Origin of the sequence: Streptomyces sp. NPDC007875 (assembly GCF_042868035.1) — a bacterium.
Classification (GTDB): Bacteria; Actinomycetota; Actinomycetes; order Streptomycetales; family Streptomycetaceae; genus Streptomyces; species Streptomyces antimycoticus.
In genome coordinates this window covers 202401-218457 of sequence record NZ_JBIADZ010000003.1, presented here as the reverse complement: position 1 = coordinate 218457, position 16057 = coordinate 202401, and the positions used below count along the sequence as shown (strand labels likewise).

Genomic DNA, 16057 nt, shown 5'->3' with positions numbered 1-16057 from the left:
GGGGGGCAATCACTTCTCTGCTGTGGCCAGTCGGGATCGGCGCAAGCCGTATGCGAAGTACAGCACAAGGCCGACGGCCATCCAGCAGCCGAACACCACCCAGGTCACGAACTGCAGGCTGCCCATCATCCACAGACACAGCGCGAAGCCGATCACCGGGAAGAGCGGGGACAACGGCACCCGGAAGGTGCGGGTCATATCGGGCCGGGTGCGGCGCAGCACGATCACGGCGATGTTGACCAGCGCGAAGGCGAAGAGGGTGCCGATGCTGGTGGCGTCGGCGAGCTGGCCGAGCGGGATCGCGGCGGCCAGGACCCCGCAGAAGAGCGAGACGATCACGGTGTTGGCGCGGGGCACCCCAGTCCTGGCGTGCACCGTGGAGAAGACCTTGGGCACCATCCCGTCCCGGGACATCGCGAAGAGGATGCGGGTCTGGCCGTAGAGCACGGTCAGCACCACGGAGGCGATCGCGACGACCGCTCCGGCGGCCAGCAGCACGGCCCAGGCGTCCTGTCCGGTGACATCCTTCATGATCGAGGCGAGCGCGGCCTCGGAGCCCGAGAACTGCTTCCACGGCAGGGCGCCCACCGCGACGGCGGCGACCAGGCAGTACAGCGCGGTGACGATGATCAGCGAGAGCATGATCGCGCGGGGCAGGTCGCGCTGGGGGTTCTTGGCCTCCTCACCGGCCGTGGAGGCGGCGTCGAAGCCGATGTAGGAGAAGAAGAGGGTGGCGCCGGCGGCGCTGACGCCCGCCATGCCCAGCGGCATGAACGGGGTGTAGTTGCCGGCCCGGATGCCGGTGAAGGCGACGGCACAGAAGAGGATCAGCGCCGCGATCTTCACGGCCACCATGACCGCGTTGGCGCGGGCGCTCTCCTTGGCGCCGCCCAGCAGAAACGCCATCGCCAGCAGCACCACGAGCAGGGCGGGCAGATTGAAGATCCCGCCGTCCCCGGGCGGGGCGGCCAGGGCGTCGGGGATGGTGACGCCGAGGGTGCCGTCGAGCAGTTCGTTGAGGTACTCGCCCCAGCCGACGGCGACGGCGGCCACCGAGACGCCGTACTCGAGGATCAGACACCAGCCGCAGACCCAGGCGATCAGCTCGCCCATGGTGGCGTAGGCGTAGGAGTAGGAGGAGCCGGAGACGGGGATGGTGCCCGCCAGCTCGGCGTAGGACAGCGCGGAGAACAGCGCGGTGAGCCCGGCGATGACGAACGACACGATGACGGCGGGACCGGCGTCCGGTACGGCCTCGCCGAGCACCACGAAGATGCCGGTGCCCAGGGTGGCCCCGATGCTGATCATGGTGAGCTGCCACATGCCCATCGAGCGCCGCAGGCTGCCGCCCTCGCCCTGGCCGCCCTCGGCGACCAGCCGCTCGACGGGCTTGCGCCGCATCAGCCGGGCGCCCAGCCCGCCGACCGGAGGGTCTGGTTCCGGTTGCTGGGTGGCGGGCGGTGCTGCGCCGTGCTCCAACACAGGGGTGGCTCCTTAATCGCTGCCATCAGGTGGTGGCGACCGACTGCGGACATACGGGTGCCCGAAGAGCAAACCCGCAGGTGGGAATCGCCGAGCAGTCGGTCCCCGCCACTCCACGTCAGCGCAAGACCCTATGAGCCGTCCGCCGACGGCCGTAATGGACCATGGTTGCGCATCCCCGTGGCAACGTTGCGCGCGGGGGCGCTCGGCGGGGAATCGTTGCGAGACACTGCGCGAGTCAGCGCTCGTTTCACCCGAATGCCGCGATACTGCACCATTTTAGCGGTCGTTGGTGGGGACGTGACCACTGACAGCCTGCAACCACCCGATCACTCCCAGCTCAGTGCCGAACCCGTGTTCCGGCCCCGAGACCAGGGGGGTGACAGCGAGCGCTACCCGCTCGAATACTGCGCGAGAGTCTGGGAGGACTTCATCCGGGCACTGGGCCGGATCGAGGCGGACTTCCTCCAGCGGTCCGACGCGCCGGAACCGGGCGTCAAGGCATGACGTACACCGAGCCGAGGCCGGGCGGCTACGGGCCCCCACCCACCGGCCACCGGCACGCCCCCGCGCCCCCTCCCGGGGAGCGGTACGAGGCGGCAGCCGATTATGAGATGAATCCTTTCCCCCTGCCCGACCCGGAGACCATCGAGGGCCGCTGGGACCTGGAGGGAGACCTGGCCCGGCTGCTGCAGACGACCTCCCCCGAGGAGCCGCTGCACACCACCGGCCCCATCGGACCGGTCGCCCCCCTCCACGCCCCCTCCCCCACGCATGTGCGGGGGCGCGGCAAGCGCCGCCGGGTCCGCTTCCGGCTGCCGACGCTGCCGTGGCTGCATGTGATCAGCCTGATCTTCGCGGCGGTCACCACGGTCATCGTCGCCATGCTGAGCGTGCTCGGCGGAATGATCTCCTACCGCCCGCTGCGCTATCTGGCCTCCCCGAGCACCTCGGAGTCCATGGCGGCATGGTGGCCCCTGCTGGTCTACGGACCCTGGCTGGTCGCCTCGCTGTCGGTACTGCGGGCCGCCCTGCACCGCCGGGGCGCGGCGCACTCATGGGCCGTGGTGGTGCTCTTCTCCACCATCGCGGTGTTCCTGTGCGTCGCACACGCCCCGAGGAACGCGCCCAGCATGGCCGTGGCCGGCCTTCCCCCGGTCGCCGCGCTGGTCTCGTTCCACCAGCTGGTCCGGCAGATCACCCTCACCAGCCCGCCGCGCCACGCGCTGCCCCGCACCCGGGGTGAGCGCGGAGTGCCCAGGTGAGACCCCGCCGCGGCACACCACCACAACCCCACTCACCCGAGCCGAGTGGGGTTGTGGTGGCGGGGGCTCGATGCGCCTCGGGGCGAGCCGAACTCCTGGACCTCAGTCCCAGCTTGCGTGGAGCGGCTTGCCCTCCGCGTAGCCCGCGGCGCTCTGCACGCCGACCACGGCCCGCTCGTGGAACTCCTCCAGCGACCCGGCGCCCGCGTAGGTGCAGGAGCTGCGCACGCCCGCGATGATCGAGTCGATCAGGTCCTCGACTCCTGGCCGGGCCGGGTCCAGGAACATCCGTGAGGTGGAGATGCCCTCCTCGAACAGCCCCTTGCGGGCCCGCTCGTACGCCGACTCGTCGCTGGTGCGGTTGCGCACCGCGCGTGCCGACGCCATGCCGAAGCTCTCCTTGTACGGTCGGCCGTCGGCGGTGTGCTGGAGGTCGCCGGGCGACTCGTAGGTCCCCGCGAACCAGGAACCGACCATGACGTTGGACGCCCCGGCGGCGAGCGCCATGGCGACGTCGCGGGGGTGCCGGATGCCACCGTCGGCCCAGATGTGCTTGCCGAACTTCCGCGCCTCGGCGGCGCATTCCAGAACCGCGGAGAACTGCGGCCGGCCCACGCCGGTCATCATGCGGGTGGTGCACATGGCGCCCGGCCCGACGCCGACCTTGATGATGTCGGCACCGGCCTCGATGAGGTCGCGCACCCCCTCGGCGGCGACCACGTTGCCCGCCACCACCGGCACCCGCGGGCCCAGGCCCCGGACCACCTTGAGCGTGCTGATCATCGACTCCTGGTGGCCGTGGGCGGTGTCCACGACGAGGGCGTCCACCCCGGCGTCCAGAAGCGCCTTCGTACGGCCCTCCACATCGCCGTTGACCCCGACGGCGGCCGCGATCCGCAGCCGGCCGCCCGCGTCCACCGCGGGCTTGTAGAGCGTCGCCCGCAGCGCGCCCTTGCGGGTCAGGATGCCCGCCAGCTTCCCGTCCGCGTCGACGGCGGGGGCGAGCTTGCGGTGGGCGGCGTCGAGGCGGTTGAACGCCTCCTGGGGGTCGATGTCGGCGTCGAGCACCATCAGCTCGCGCGACATCACCTCGGACAGCTGGGTGAAGCGGTCCACACCGGTCAGGTCGGACTCGGTCACCACGCCCACCGGACGCCCGTCCTCGACCACCACGCCCGCGCCGTGTGCCCGCTTGGGCAGCAGCGACAGCGCGTCGGCGACGGTGCCGGTCGGGGCGAGGACGATCGGGGTGTCCAGCACCAGATCGCGGCTCTTGACCCAGCGGATCACGTCGGTGACGACGTCGATCGGGATGTCCTGCGGAATGACGACGAGGCCACCGCGACGGGCGACCGTCTCGGCCATGCGGCGGCCGGCGATCGCGGTCATGTTGGCGACGACGAGCGGAATGGTGGTGCCGGTGCCGTCGGGTGCGGCCAGGTCCACCCCCTGGCGGGAGCCGACCGCGGAGCGGCTCGGCACCATGAACACATCGTCGTACGTCAGGTCGTAGGGAACCGGGGAAGATTCCACGTGGCGCCCCGTACCGGGCTCGAGGAAACGCATGAGCCTCACATTTTCACGCGAAACGACGCAGGTCACTCCCACAGCGACACAACAAAAGACCCCCGCATTCGTAGAGTCCTCCAAAGAGGCGCTGCGGGGGCTGCTCCGGTGCCGACAGGCAACCTGCCTTACATCGAAACGCTACCCGAGCGCCCGCCCCAGGGCGAGTGGCCCCATGCGGCGCAGCACCGCTCGGCGCGTCCGCGAGCGGTCGGGGCCCGGCCAGGAGCCGTAAGAGAGCTGCGATGACGGCCGCTCGTTCCACCGCCCGCGACTTTCTGAGCCAACCGCTTCAGCTCTCCGGAGCACCGGAATCACTGACTGTGCGCGGCCGGAGCCGCTGGACGCGCCGACGTTCCTGGAGGGCGCGGCGGGCGTCGCCCTCGTTCTGCTCGGCGGGAGCGCGCCGCCCGCCGGGACCGCCGGCGGTGAGTGCCGTGGGACGCCGCCCTGCTTCTGCGTGATCCGATGTGGCGAGCGGCAGGCCACTCGCCGTCTTCCCCCTTGCCCGCGGCGGCCGGCCCGCTACGCGCCGTCCGGGTCGGCGCGGTCCAGGGCGGGGTGGGCGGCGGGGGTGGTTTCGGCGAGCAGGTAGTCCGCGGCGGCGGTGTCCGTGACCAGGCTGGTGACCAGACCGGACCTCAGCACCGCCCCGATCGCCTCGGCCTTGCGGCGGCCACCCGCGATGGCCACCACCTCGGGGATCCGGCGCAGCCGGTCGGCCTCCACGGTGATGCAGCGCTCGCCCAGGTCGCGGCCGATGCGGCGGCCCTCGGCGTCGAAGAGGTGGGCCGACATCTCGGCGGCGGCGCCCAGGCTCTCGTAGTGGGCCCGCTCCTTCTCCGTCAGCATGTCGTAGACCGTGGAGATCCCGGCCTCCCAGGAGCCGATGGAGACGCAGGCCACGGTGACCTTGTCGAAGTACTCGAAGGCGCGGGCGATACCGGTCTGGCCGCGCAGGGCGTCCGCGGTGGCCGTGTCCGGCAGCAGCATCGGCGCGTAGATGGGGTGCGCCTCCCCACCCGAGACGGCGGCGGCGCGGCGCACCGCCTCGACCGAGCCGCGCTCGGCCGTGCCCGCGTCGTAGACGCCGGTGAGCTGGACGACGGTGCACGGGGGCAGCCGGTGCAGCGCGGCCGCCATGTGGATCGTGGACCGCCCCCAGGCCAGCCCCAGCACATCCCCCTCGGTCACCAGCTCGCCCAGCAGGTCCGCGGCGACCTCGCCGAGGTTCTCCGGGTCCGGGGTGTCCGCCTCGGCGTCGGCCGGGGACTCCACGACGACCGCGTGGCGCAGCCCGTAGCGGGCGCGCAGGGCGTCGGAGCGCTCCGCGTCGAGCTCGGCGGGAACCCGGATCTCGATGCGCACCAGATCGCGCTCGAGCGCCGTCTCCAGCACCCGCGCGACCTTGAAGCGGCTGACGCCGAACTCCTCGGCAATCTGGATCTTGGACTTGCCCTCGAGGTAGAAGCGGCGCGCCATGGCCGCCGCCTGCACCAGTTCGGCGGGTCCCATCCGCGTGGCTGAACGGCCCGTCGACACCGCGGTCTCCTCACTATTCACTGTCCGGACTCACCGTTCATCCTGTCAGAAACGGCGGAGTTGGTTCGCCCTTCACCCTTGAGTTCACCGACCGGTAGCTACGTCGCCTCATGTTCCGGGGGTGCCGGTTGCCTTCTCGGCGAGGTTGCGCAGTGCCTGTACGGCCTTGGCCGGGTCGTCGGCGCCGTAGACGGCCGAGCCCGCCACGAACACATCGGCGCCCGCCTCGGCGCACCGCTCGATGGTGGCGGCCGAGACCCCGCCGTCCACCTGGAGCCACATCTGAAGCCCATGCTTGTCGATCAACTGCCGGGTGCGGCGAATCTTCGGCAGCATGATGTCAAGGAACGCCTGGCCGCCGAAGCCCGGTTCCACGGTCATCACCAGCAGCATGTCCAACTCGGGCAGCAGATCCTCGTACGGCTCGATGGGCGTGGCCGGCTTGAGCGCCATCGAGGCCCGCGCCCCCTGGGCCCGGATCTCGCGCGCCAGCCGCACCGGCGCGGCCGCGGCCTCCACATGGAAGGTGACGGAACCGGCACCCGCCTCGATGTACTGCGGCGCCCAGCGGTCCGGATCGTCGATCATGAGATGGCAGTCCAGCGGGGTGTCCGTGGCCTTGCCCAGCGACTCGACCACCGGAACCCCGAGGGTGAGGTTGGGGACGAAGTGGTTGTCCATGACGTCGACGTGGAGCCAGTCGGCACCCTCGACCGCCTTCGCCTCATCCGCGAGGCGGGAGAAGTCTGCGGACAGGATGCTGGGGTTGATCTGCAAGGCCATGCCACCAAGCCTCCCACGGTCCGCGCCGGTCCATGGAGCCGGGATCAGCGCAACGGCCCGCACCGCCGTGATCACTTGGTTCCGCTCCGATCGACGCACGGCGACGGAGCCAGGACCATGAAGAAGTCGAATGAAACCCCTAGACATCACGTGCACACAGGCAACCCACCATGACGAGAGACCGAATACCCCGGCATTCCCGCACCGCGGTGTGCGCGGCGCTGACCGCGGCCGTCGTCGTATCGCCGGTCGCCGGGACCGGACCCGCCTCCGCCGCGGCCGCGGCGCCGCGACCGGTCTGCGTCTCGCACCAGTCCGGGCTGGCCGGCAAGCTGTCCAAGGACATCGCCGCGGCGCTGCGCGGCCGGTCCGGCACCACCGCGATCAGCCTCCGCGACCACGCCACCCACACCCGCTGCACGCTGCGCGCGAACCAGCGGTTCGACTCCGCGAGCGTGGTGAAGGCGACGGTCCTGGGGACGCTGTTGTGGGACGCGCAGCGGCACCACCGGCCGCTGACCAAGGGCGAGAAGACCCTCGCCAAGGCCATGATCACCAAGTCGGACAACGCCTCGACCAGCAAGCTGTGGAAGAAGCTCAAAGCCTCCCGGGTCAAGGCGTTCCTGCGGGCGGCGGGCATGGACGCCACCGTGCCCGGCAAGAACGGCTACTGGGGTCTCACCCGGATCACCGCGAACGACCAGGAGCGGCTCCTGGACCTGATCACCCACCCGAACACGGTGCTGACCGACGCCTCCCGCCGCTACATCCTCTCGTTGATGGGCAAGGTCATCCGCGAACAGCGCTGGGGCACCCCGGCCGGTGCCCCGGGCGGGGTGCGGATCCAGGTGAAGAACGGCTGGCTGGAGCGGTCCACCCACGGCTGGCGGGTGCACAGCATCGGCGCCTTCACCGGCGGCGGCCACGACTACACCCTCACCGTGCTCACCCAGGACAACCGCACCATGAAGGCGGGCGTGGCCACCATCGAGGCGGTGGCGCGCGCGGTGCACAAGGACCTCAACCCCGCCGCCCACGCGGCCACCGTCTACGCCCCGACCGACCGGCCCCAGGAAGCGCTTCCGGCGGTCCCGAAGGACTGACGCGCCGCTCAGCGCGGTCGTGCGATGCCCCGGAGCCGCTGTCACTCCGGGAACCCGTGAGAAGAACGCGCGCGGTCAGCCGGTGCGGCGCAGCAGGGCCAGATACATGGCGTCCGTGCCGTGCCGGTGCGGCCACAGCTGGATGTCCGGGCCATCACCCAGCTCGGGCACCCCGGGCAGCAGCGGACGGGCGTCGATCCACTCCGCGGCGACGGCCGGGCCGCCACGCCCCTTGAGGACGTCCTCGACCACGGCCCTGGTCTCGGCCGGATGCGGGGAACAGGTCGCATAGCCGACCACGCCGCCGATCCGCGCCGAGGCCAAGGCCTCCCGCAGCAGCCCGCGTTGCAGCGGGGCGAAGCCGTCGAGGTCCTCGGGGCGGCGCCGCCAGCGCGCCTCGGGGCGGCGGCGCAGCGCACCGAGCCCGGTGCACGGCACATCCACCAGCACCCGGTCGAAGGCGCCCGGCCGCCACGGCGGGCGGGTGCCGTCCGCGGCGATCACCTGGTACGGGCCGGGGTTGCCGGCCAGGGCCCTGGCCACCAGCCGGGCCCGGTGCGGCTGCTTCTCGGCGGCCAGCAGCGCGGCGCCGCGCTCCGCGGCGAGCGCGGCGAGCAGCGCGGCCTTGCCGCCGGGGCCCGCGCAGCCGTCCAGCCAGCGCCGGTCCTCCCCCTCCAGCGGCGCGTTCGCCAGCGCGAGGGCCACCAGCTGACTGCCCTCGTCCTGGACCCCGGCGCGCCCCTCGCGCACGGCCTCCAGCGCCCCGGGCTCCCCGCCCTCGGTGAGCCGCACCGCGTACGGGGACCAGCGGCCCTGCACCGCGGCCCCCTCGCCGACCGCGTCCAGCAGCTCCCCGGCCGTGGACCGGCCGGGCCGGGCGACGAGGGTGACCTCGGGCCGTTCGTTGTCGGCGGCCAGCAGCTCCTCGATCCCGGAGCTGCCGCCGCCGAGCGCGTCCCACAGGGCGGAGACGACCCAGCGCGGATGCGAGTGGCGGACGCCCAGATGCTGCTCGGGGTCCTCGTCGTAGGGCGGGGCGACCCGCTCCAGCCAGCCGTCGAGGTCATGGGCGGCGATCCTGCGCAGCACGGCGTTCACGAACTTGGCCCGTCCGTCGCCCAGCACCACCCGGGCCAGCTCGACACTCGCCGAGACGGCGGCGTGGGTGGGGATACGGGTCCCCAGCAGCTGATGGGCGCCGAGGTTCAGCACGTCGAGCACGGGCGGATCCACCTCGCGCAGCGGGCGGTCCACGCATTCGGCGATGATCGCGTCGTAGGTGCCCTGATGGCGCAGGGTGCCGTAGACCAGCTCGGTGGCGAGCGCCGCGTCCCGCGCGTCGAACCGCGGCCCGCCGGCCTCCGCGCTCTCCCGCGCCTTGCGCAGCAGGGGCGGGAGAACGAGGTTGGCGTACGCGTCCCGCTCGTCGACCGCCCGCAGCGCCTCCAAGGCGAGGATCCGCACGGGGTCCTTCTGCGGGCGGCGGTAGGGCTTGCCTGGCCGGTTCGGGGCGTGGGGACGGCGACGACGGGGCTGGTCGGTCACGGGAAATGTGCTCCGGGGGACGGATCGGGCTCGAAGAGACCAGCCTACGTCGCCGGGGCCCCGGCGGCCGTGGGGCCGCCGTCCAGGGCCGTTCCGTCCACGGCCGCCGCCTTCGGGCCGGTGCCGGGGGCGCTCACCGCGTCCACGGCGCATCCGTCGCCCATCGCCGTCGGCTGCTCGAACTGGGTGCGGTACAGCTCCTCGTAGCGGCCTCCGGCGGCCAGCAGCGCGGTGTGCGTACCGCGTTCCACGATCCGCCCGCCCTCGACGACGAGAATGAGATCCGCCGCCCGAACTGTGGACAGCCGGTGGGCGATCACCACCGCGGTGCGCCCCTCCAACGCCTCGCCGAGCGCCTCCTGCACATCCGCCTCCGAGGTGGAGTCCAGATGCGCGGTGGCCTCGTCGAGGATCACCACCCGGGGCCGGGCCAGCAGCAGCCGGGCGATGGTCAGCCGCTGACGCTCACCGCCGGAGAGCCGGTAGCCGCGCTCGCCCACGACGGTGTCAAGACCGTCCGGCAGGGACGCGATCAGCCCCTCCAGGCGGGCCCGGCGCAGCACCTCCCACAGCTCCTCGTCGGTGGCCTCCGGCCGGGCCAGCAGCAGATTGGCGCGGATCGAGTCATGGAAGAGATGGCCGTCCTGCGTGACCATGCCGAGGGTGCCGCGGATCGAATCGGCGGTCAGATCGCGGACGTCCACCCCGGAGAGCCGTACGGCGCCGCCGTCGGCGTCGTAGAGCCTCGGCAGCAGCTGCGCGATGGTCGACTTCCCGGCGCCGGAGGAGCCCACCAGCGCGACCATCTGGCCCGGTTCGGCGCGGAAGGACAGCTGGTGCAGGACTTCGACGCCACCGCGGGTGTCCAGGGTGGCGACCTCCTCCAGGGAGGCGAGGGAGACCTTGTCCGCGGCCGGGTAGCCGAAGTCGACGCGGTCGAACTCGACGGACACGGGCCCGTCCGGCACCTCCCGGGCGTCCGGCTTCTCCTTGATCAGCGGCTCGAGGTCGAGCACCTCGAAGACCCGCTCGAAGCTGACGAGCGCGCTCATCACCTCGACCCGCGCCCCGGCCAGCGCGGTCAGCGGCGCGTAGAGGCGGGTGAGGAGCAGCGCGAGCGCGACGACGGCGCCGGGGTCGAGCCGCCCGTGCAGCGCGAACCAGCCGCCGAGGCCGTAGACCAGGGCGAGGGCCAGGGCGGAGACGAGGGTCAGGGCGGTGACGAAGGAGACCTGGACCATCGCGGTCCGCACCCCGATGTCCCGCACCCGCCGGGTCCGCGCGGCGAACTCGGCCGACTCGTCGGCGGGCCGGCCGAAGAGCTTGACCAGGGTGGCTCCGGGCGCGGAGAAGCGCTCGGTCATCTGGGTGCTCATCGCGGCGTTGTGCGCGGCCGCCTCGCGCCGCAGCTTCGCCAGCCGCCCGCCCACCCGGCGCGCGGGCAGCAGGAAGAGGGGCAGGAGCACCAGCGTCAGCAGGGTGATCTGCCACGAGATCCCGATCATGACGACCAGGGTGAGCAGCAGCGTCACCATATTGCCGACCACCCCCGAGAGGGTGTCGCTGAACGCCCGCTGCGCCCCGATGACGTCGTTGTTGAGCCGGCTGACCAGCGCACCGGTGCGGGTCCGGGTGAAGAACGCGACCGGCATCCGCTGGACGTGGTCGAAGACGGAGGTGCGCAGATCGAGGATCAGCCCCTCGCCGATGTTCGCCGACAGCCAGCGGGTCAGCAGCCCGAGGGCCGCCTCCGCCACGGCGATCGCGGCGATGAGCCCGGCCAGCCCGAGCACCGTGTCCTGTCCCGAATGATGGACGATCGCGTCCACCACCTGGCCGGCCAGCAGCGGCGTCGCCACCGCGAGCACCGCCGTGACCGTGCTCAGTAGCAGGAACAGCTGCAGCCGACGGCGGTGCGGACGGGCAAAGGCGCCGATGCGGCGCAGTGTCTCGCGGGAGAAGGGTCGCCGGTCGTCGCTGGCATTGGACGCCTGATACAGGGAATGCCAGGCGGTCACTTCGATGTCCATCACGTACCTCCGAGGTCTCGTGAGGAACGTAGGACTTCAACAGAGGTTGAAGTCAACATCCGCCGCCCCGGCGCGCCGGTGGCCGCCTTTCAGCCCTGTGGACCTGCTCGGGTGTCAGCCCTGTTGGCCTGCTCAGGTCTCTGCCCTGTTGGCCTGCTCAGGTCTCTGCCCTGTTGGCCTGCTCAGGTCTCTGCCCTGTTGGCCTGCTCAGGTCTCTGCCCTGTGAACCTGCTCGGGCTTCTGCCCTGGGGACCTGCTGGGGATCCCCGTGCCGCTGGGTCGGCCTCGGCCCCGTGGCTCCGCTCAGGCCCCGAGCCGCTCGCCCTCCGCGATCCGCACCCCGCGCGCCCAATCCGCCGCGAGCATCGGCTTCTTGCCCTGCGGCCGCACCCAGGTCAGCTCGACGGCATGGCTGCCGGTGCCCACGTACACGGCCTTCTTCGTCGCGACCAGCCGGCCGGGCTCCAGATCCGTACGGTCCGCCACCGGCCGCGCCGAGACGACCTTCAACCGCTCCTCACGGAAGGTGGTCCACGCGCCCGGGGCGGGGGTGCACGCCCGCACCAGCCGGTCGACGCGCAGTGCGGGCGCCGTCCAGTCGATCTCCGCGTCCTCGACGGTGATCTTCGGGGCGAGCGAGATGCCCTCGGCGGGCTGTGGCACCGGGAGCAGGGTGCCGTTCTCGATGCCGTCCATGGTCGCCTCGAGCAGCCCCGCACCGGCGAAGGCGAGCCGGGTCAGCAGATCGCCGCTGGTGTCGGTGGCCCGCACCTCCTCCGTCACCACCCCGAACACCGGCCCGGAGTCCAGCCCTTCCTCGATCTGGAAGGTCGAGGCGCCGGTCATCTCGTCGCCCGCGAGCACGGAGTGCTGCACGGGTGCCGCGCCCCGCCACGCCGGAAGCAGCGAGAAGTGCAGATTGACCCAGCCGTGCGCCGGGATCTCCAGCGCGGCCTTGGGCAGCAGCGCACCGTAGGCCACCACCGGGCAGCAGTCGGGTGCGATCTCGCCGAGCCGGGCGAGGAACTCCGGATCGCGCGGCTTGGCGGGCTTGAGCACCTCGATACCCGCCTCCTCGGCCCGCTCGGCGACCGGGCTGGCCACCATCCGGCGACCGCGCCCGGCGGGCGCGTCGGGACGCGTCACCACGGCCACCACCTCGTGCTTCTCCGACGCGATCAGCGCGTCCAGAGCGGGCAGGGCGACCTCGGGGGTACCGGCGAAGACGAGCCTCATGGGTGGCGAACTACCTCTCACACAGCGGATACGGCGGAACGTCGGACAGCCTCTGAAGTCTATGGTCCGCCGGCCGAGGGGGCGTACGGGCGGACTCCCGCACGCCCCGGACCGTGACCGACGGGCGGGTGCCGCGTTGGTCAAGGCAGATTGACCGCATCGGGCCGCTGCCGCGGCCCGATGCGTTTCCCGCCGCCCGCTCGACTCCCCCCATCCAGCATCAGCCCCCTCACCCCATCCCCCGTCAACGCCGGTTCGAGAGGCTTCTCCATGGCCGACCACGCAACTCATGACGCCCAGGCACGGGCCAGCCTGCACCTCCTGGTCCGGGACATCGAGCGGGTCCGCCGGCAGGTGGACGCGCTGCGCACGCTCACCGCCCAGCTCGGCAATGTCTACCGCCCCCGGCGCACCGGCCCATCCGCCGGTTTCGTGGTCTACGGACGCGCTCCGGCCCCCACCGTGCGGCTCGCCCAGGAACTGCGCGACAGCGTCGAGACGCTGGTCACGGCCGCCGTCGACTTCGACCGCTCGCTGGGCTTCTCCTGGGACGCGGTGGGCTCCGCGCTCGGCGTCACCAAGCAGGCGGTGCACCGCCGTTACGGCGCCCGCCGGGCCGCCGCGCAGAACGCCCCCGAGGGCGGCGAACCGTCCCCGGGCCGCCCGGCCGAGCCCGCCGCCGTACCCTCGGTGCCCGCAGCGCGCACGGTCCCGCCGCAGTCGACGCCGTCACTCCGCGAGGACCCCCGCCCCAGCCCCAGCCCCTTCCCCAGCCCCCGCCAAGGCTGACGGCCTCGCCTTTTTTGAGGCTCGGTTCGCCTCCGGGGCGCTTCAGTCTCCCCCAGCTACCGCTGGGAGGTACCCCTGCCGACGGTCGACCGTGCTCGGGCCCTCGTTCCTCGGGCCCTGCGCGCTCTCCCTTTCGACAACGACGCGCCCCTTCGGCTCACTCGCCGGTAGGCCCAAGCCCCCGGAGACTCTGCGGCACCCTGCCACCCGCCCTGGCTGCCGCCGGGCGCGGCCCCAGGCCAGAAGAACCGAGCGCCGGAAGACGCCAGCCTCCGGCCTGCGGCACCCGGAGGCACTACGGCACCTACGGGCTTACCCGGTCACCCCGGAGAGGCGCCCCCGGCCAGTAAGCCTCAGCGCCCGGAGGCCCTGCGGCACCCGGACACCCCGCGCCACCCGGAGCGCACCCCCAGCCGGAGCGCACCCCCAGCCGGGGAGCAGCCGAGGTCAGCCAATGCCCAGACCGGGGCCCAGACCGGGGCCGAGGCCGGCCAATGCCCAGACCCGACTCAGCCGAGGTCAGCCAATATCCAGGGGATCCACCCGCACCGCGGGGTCCTTCTCCCCCCTCGCCAAACGGCCCGCCTTCGCCTCCTTGAGGGCCGCCGCGAGGGCGCTGCCCTGGCCGGGGCGTACCCGCAGCAGCGCGCGCTCCCAGACCTCGCCCGGCGGCGGGTCTCCGGGGCGGCGCGGACGTCCGGGAGGCGCCGGGGGCAGCGGGACCGGGCCCAGTGTCTCGGCTCCCTCGGGCAGCCCGGCCGAGGCGATCAGCTCGGCCACCGCCTCCGCGGGGCCGGTCACCGCCGCCATCCGTGAGATCGGCGGAAAACCCAGCTGGGACCGCTCGGCCAGCTCGCGCGCCGCATAACCGGCCGGGTCCCAGCGCACCAGCGCCTGGACGGGCCGCTGCGTCGGCTCGGCCATGATCACCACAGTGCCGCCGCGGCCGTCACTCCCCTCGTCCCCGTGGCCGCGGACCAGCGAGGCCGCCTCCAGCCAGTGGCGCAGCGCGTCCTCACCGGCGCGCAGATCGGGGCGGCCGAGCAGGGCCCAGCCGTCGAGCAGCAGCGCCGCGGCGTAACCGCCCTCGGCGACCGGCTCGGCGCCCGGCGTGCTCACGACGAGCGCCGGACGGTCGGGGACGGACGTCAGCACATGGTCGCGGCCGGAGGTGCGCACGGGCACGGCCGGAAAGGCGCGGCCCAGCTCCTCGGCGGTGCGCCGGGCGCCGACTATGGACGCCCGCAGCCGGACGCCCCCGCATTCGCGGCAGTGCCAGGCGGGTTCGTCCCGCCCGCACCATCCGCACACCAGATGGTCCGCGTCCCGCGCCTCCAGCGGACCCGAGCAGTGCGCACAGCGCGCGGGCTCCCGGCAGCGCTCACAGGCCAGCTTCGGCACATAGCCCCGGCGCGGCACCTGCACCAGCACCGGGCCCCGGGTCAGCGCCTCCCGTACGGTCTGCCAGGCGAGTGTGGGCAGCCGGGCGGCACGGGCCTCCGCGTCCCGGGCCACCTCGCCCTCGTCGACCGTACGGATCAGCGGGGCAGCCGCCCGGACCTGCTCACGGTCGGCTTCGAGCGGCCGGGCCCAGCCGTTCTCCACCAGCTGGGCGGCCTCGACGGTGCGGCCGAGGTCGCCCAGCAGAAAGCCGGTCTTCTCATGGACGGCGCGCAGCAGCAGCACATCGCGGGCGTGCGGCTGAGGCAGCCGGTCGTCGCTGTGGCTGCGGTCCCCGTCGTCCCAGATCCCCACCAGCCCGAGGTCCCGGACCGGTGCGAACATCGCCGCCCGGGTGCCCACCACTGCCCGGACCGAGCCCCGGCTGACGGCCAGCCAGCGGCGGTAGCGCTCCTCGGGCCCGAGGTCGGCGGTGAGCAGCACATGCCGCCCCGGGCCGCCGAGCGCCTCCGCGAGCGCCACGTCCACCCGCTCGGCGGTCCGCCCGTCCGGGACGACGACGAGCGCCCCGCGCCCGGACGCGAGCGTGGCGGCCACGGCGGTGGCCCACTCCCGGGGCCAGTGCGGCCCGGGCAGCGCGGTCCATACGGCCCGCGGCCGGTCACCGCGGGCAAGCGCCTCCAGGAACCCGGGCCCGGCCGGATAGCGCGCCCAGCTCCCGGGCACGGGCGGTTCCGGCGGGGGCAGCGGCGGCGGTGACGGCTCACCCTCGGCGCGGGCGTTGCGCTTGGGCATGGCCAGTTGCAGCACATCGGCGAGCGATCCGGCGTACCGGTCGGCGACCGCCCGGCACAGCGCCAGCAGCCCCGGCCCCAGCACCGGCTCCGGGGAGACCACCTGTGCGAGGGCGGCCAGCGGGCCCCGGTAGTCGGACTCGGCGACGCGCTCGATGATGTACCCGTCGAGCAGCCCGCCGCCCTCGCGCCGCCCCTCGCGCACCTTCCCCGTCCCGGCCCCGAACCGCACCCGCACCCGCACCCCGGGCCGGGCCTCGGCGTCCATCTCGGCCGGCACCGCGTAATCCCACAGCTTGTCGAGGTGGACCGGCCCCTTGTCGACCAGCACCCGCGCCACGGGCAGCTCCCCGGCCAGCTTGGCCCCCCGCCAGGTCCGCGGCCTGGCCCGCTCCCCCTTGGCCTTGCGCACGGTCTCCCGGATGAGCGCGAGCTGCTCCCCCTCCGACGCCTCCGCCGGATCCTTCGGCCGCTCGTTGTCCCTGCCCACAGATCAAGTCTTAGCAGACCGCACGGACAGC

12 protein-coding genes are annotated in these 16057 nt (G+C 73.0%); 4 read left to right on the top strand and 8 right to left on the bottom strand.

The genetic code is table 11. The features are described 5' to 3' along the window. Positions 1-9: 9 nt before the first annotated feature. Positions 10-1482, bottom strand: coding sequence for an amino acid permease (locus tag ACFYOY_RS07945; RefSeq protein WP_351897866.1), 1473 nt, complete (start codon positions 1480-1482; stop codon positions 10-12). A 300-nt stretch (positions 1483-1782) separates the two neighbouring features. Between ACFYOY_RS07945 and ACFYOY_RS07940 the strand changes: the two genes are divergently transcribed. Next, positions 1783-1989, top strand: a complete 207-nt coding sequence (locus tag ACFYOY_RS07940) for a hypothetical protein (protein ID WP_351897860.1) — start codon at positions 1783-1785, stop codon at positions 1987-1989. Positions 1990-2096: 107 nt separating this feature from the next. Then, positions 2097-2747: a DUF2637 domain-containing protein gene (locus tag ACFYOY_RS07935; protein WP_388585524.1), complete on the top strand. Its 651-nt coding sequence runs from the start codon at positions 2097-2099 to the stop codon at positions 2745-2747. Between the two features lie 102 nt (positions 2748-2849). On the opposite strand, the gene ACFYOY_RS07930 is transcribed toward ACFYOY_RS07935, so the two are convergent. The 3 genes from ACFYOY_RS07930 to rpe all read right to left on the bottom strand — a co-directional run bounded on the left by ACFYOY_RS07930 (position 2850) and on the right by rpe (position 6638). Further along, positions 2850-4313 carry a GuaB1 family IMP dehydrogenase-related protein gene (locus tag ACFYOY_RS07930; protein WP_351897844.1) on the bottom strand — a complete coding sequence of 488 codons (1464 nt, stop codon included), beginning with the start codon at positions 4311-4313 and terminating at the stop codon, positions 2850-2852. Between the two features lie 525 nt (positions 4314-4838). Then, on the bottom strand, positions 4839-5828 hold the full coding sequence (locus tag ACFYOY_RS07925; RefSeq protein ID WP_185930076.1) for a sugar-binding transcriptional regulator: 990 nt from the start codon (positions 5826-5828) through the stop codon (positions 4839-4841). A 135-nt stretch (positions 5829-5963) separates the two neighbouring features. After that, complete coding sequence (rpe, locus tag ACFYOY_RS07920; RefSeq protein WP_351897832.1) at positions 5964-6638, bottom strand: ribulose-phosphate 3-epimerase; 675 nt, start codon at positions 6636-6638, stop codon at positions 5964-5966. Positions 6639-6808: 170 nt separating this feature from the next. Here rpe and ACFYOY_RS07915 point away from each other — a divergent pair, with 170 nt between their 5' ends. Beyond that, on the top strand, positions 6809-7741 hold the full coding sequence (locus ACFYOY_RS07915; protein ID WP_388585520.1) for a serine hydrolase: 933 nt from the start codon (positions 6809-6811) through the stop codon (positions 7739-7741). A gap of 75 nt (positions 7742-7816) precedes the next feature. Here the strand turns inward: ACFYOY_RS07915 and ACFYOY_RS07910 are convergent, their stop codons facing one another. The 3 genes from ACFYOY_RS07910 to fmt form a co-directional block, all read right to left on the bottom strand. Next, complete coding sequence (locus ACFYOY_RS07910) at positions 7817-9286, bottom strand: RsmB/NOP family class I SAM-dependent RNA methyltransferase (protein WP_388585517.1); 1470 nt, start codon at positions 9284-9286, stop codon at positions 7817-7819. Between the two features lie 44 nt (positions 9287-9330). Beyond that, positions 9331-11316 (bottom strand): ABC transporter ATP-binding protein, encoded by a 1986-nt coding sequence (locus ACFYOY_RS07905; RefSeq protein ID WP_388585515.1) that lies wholly within the window; start codon positions 11314-11316, stop codon positions 9331-9333. Positions 11317-11619: 303 nt separating this feature from the next. After that, positions 11620-12552, bottom strand: coding sequence for a methionyl-tRNA formyltransferase (gene fmt, locus ACFYOY_RS07900; RefSeq protein ID WP_351897809.1), 933 nt, complete (start codon positions 12550-12552; stop codon positions 11620-11622). Between the two features lie 270 nt (positions 12553-12822). Here fmt and ACFYOY_RS07895 point away from each other — a divergent pair, with 270 nt between their 5' ends. Next, a complete protein-coding gene (locus ACFYOY_RS07895; protein ID WP_351897802.1) occupies positions 12823-13341 on the top strand; it encodes a hypothetical protein in 519 nt (172 codons plus the stop codon). Between the two features lie 519 nt (positions 13342-13860). Here the strand turns inward: ACFYOY_RS07895 and ACFYOY_RS07890 are convergent. Then, positions 13861-16026 carry a primosomal protein N' gene (locus ACFYOY_RS07890; protein WP_351897796.1) on the bottom strand — a complete coding sequence of 722 codons (2166 nt, stop codon included), beginning with the start codon at positions 16024-16026 and terminating at the stop codon, positions 13861-13863. Between the last annotated feature and the right edge of the window lie 31 nt (positions 16027-16057).

What these genes read in the sequence shown, in the direction of transcription:
- ACFYOY_RS07935 (WP_388585524.1), top strand. Translation starts at nt 2,097, where the DNA reads ATGAATCCTTTCCCCCTGCCCGACCCGGAGACCATCGAGGGCCGCTGG.
- ACFYOY_RS07930 (WP_351897844.1), bottom strand. Translation starts at nt 4,313, where the DNA reads ATGCGTTTCCTCGAGCCCGGTACGGGGCGCCACGTGGAATCTTCCCCG.
- ACFYOY_RS07925 (WP_185930076.1), bottom strand. Translation starts at nt 5,828, where the DNA reads ATGGGACCCGCCGAACTGGTGCAGGCGGCGGCCATGGCGCGCCGCTTC.
- rpe (WP_351897832.1), bottom strand. Translation starts at nt 6,638, where the DNA reads ATGGCCTTGCAGATCAACCCCAGCATCCTGTCCGCAGACTTCTCCCGC.
- ACFYOY_RS07915 (WP_388585520.1), top strand. Translation starts at nt 6,809, where the DNA reads ATGACGAGAGACCGAATACCCCGGCATTCCCGCACCGCGGTGTGCGCG.
- ACFYOY_RS07905 (WP_388585515.1), bottom strand. Translation starts at nt 11,316, where the DNA reads ATGGACATCGAAGTGACCGCCTGGCATTCCCTGTATCAGGCGTCCAAT.
- fmt (WP_351897809.1), bottom strand. Translation starts at nt 12,552, where the DNA reads ATGAGGCTCGTCTTCGCCGGTACCCCCGAGGTCGCCCTGCCCGCTCTG.
- ACFYOY_RS07895 (WP_351897802.1), top strand. Translation starts at nt 12,823, where the DNA reads ATGGCCGACCACGCAACTCATGACGCCCAGGCACGGGCCAGCCTGCAC.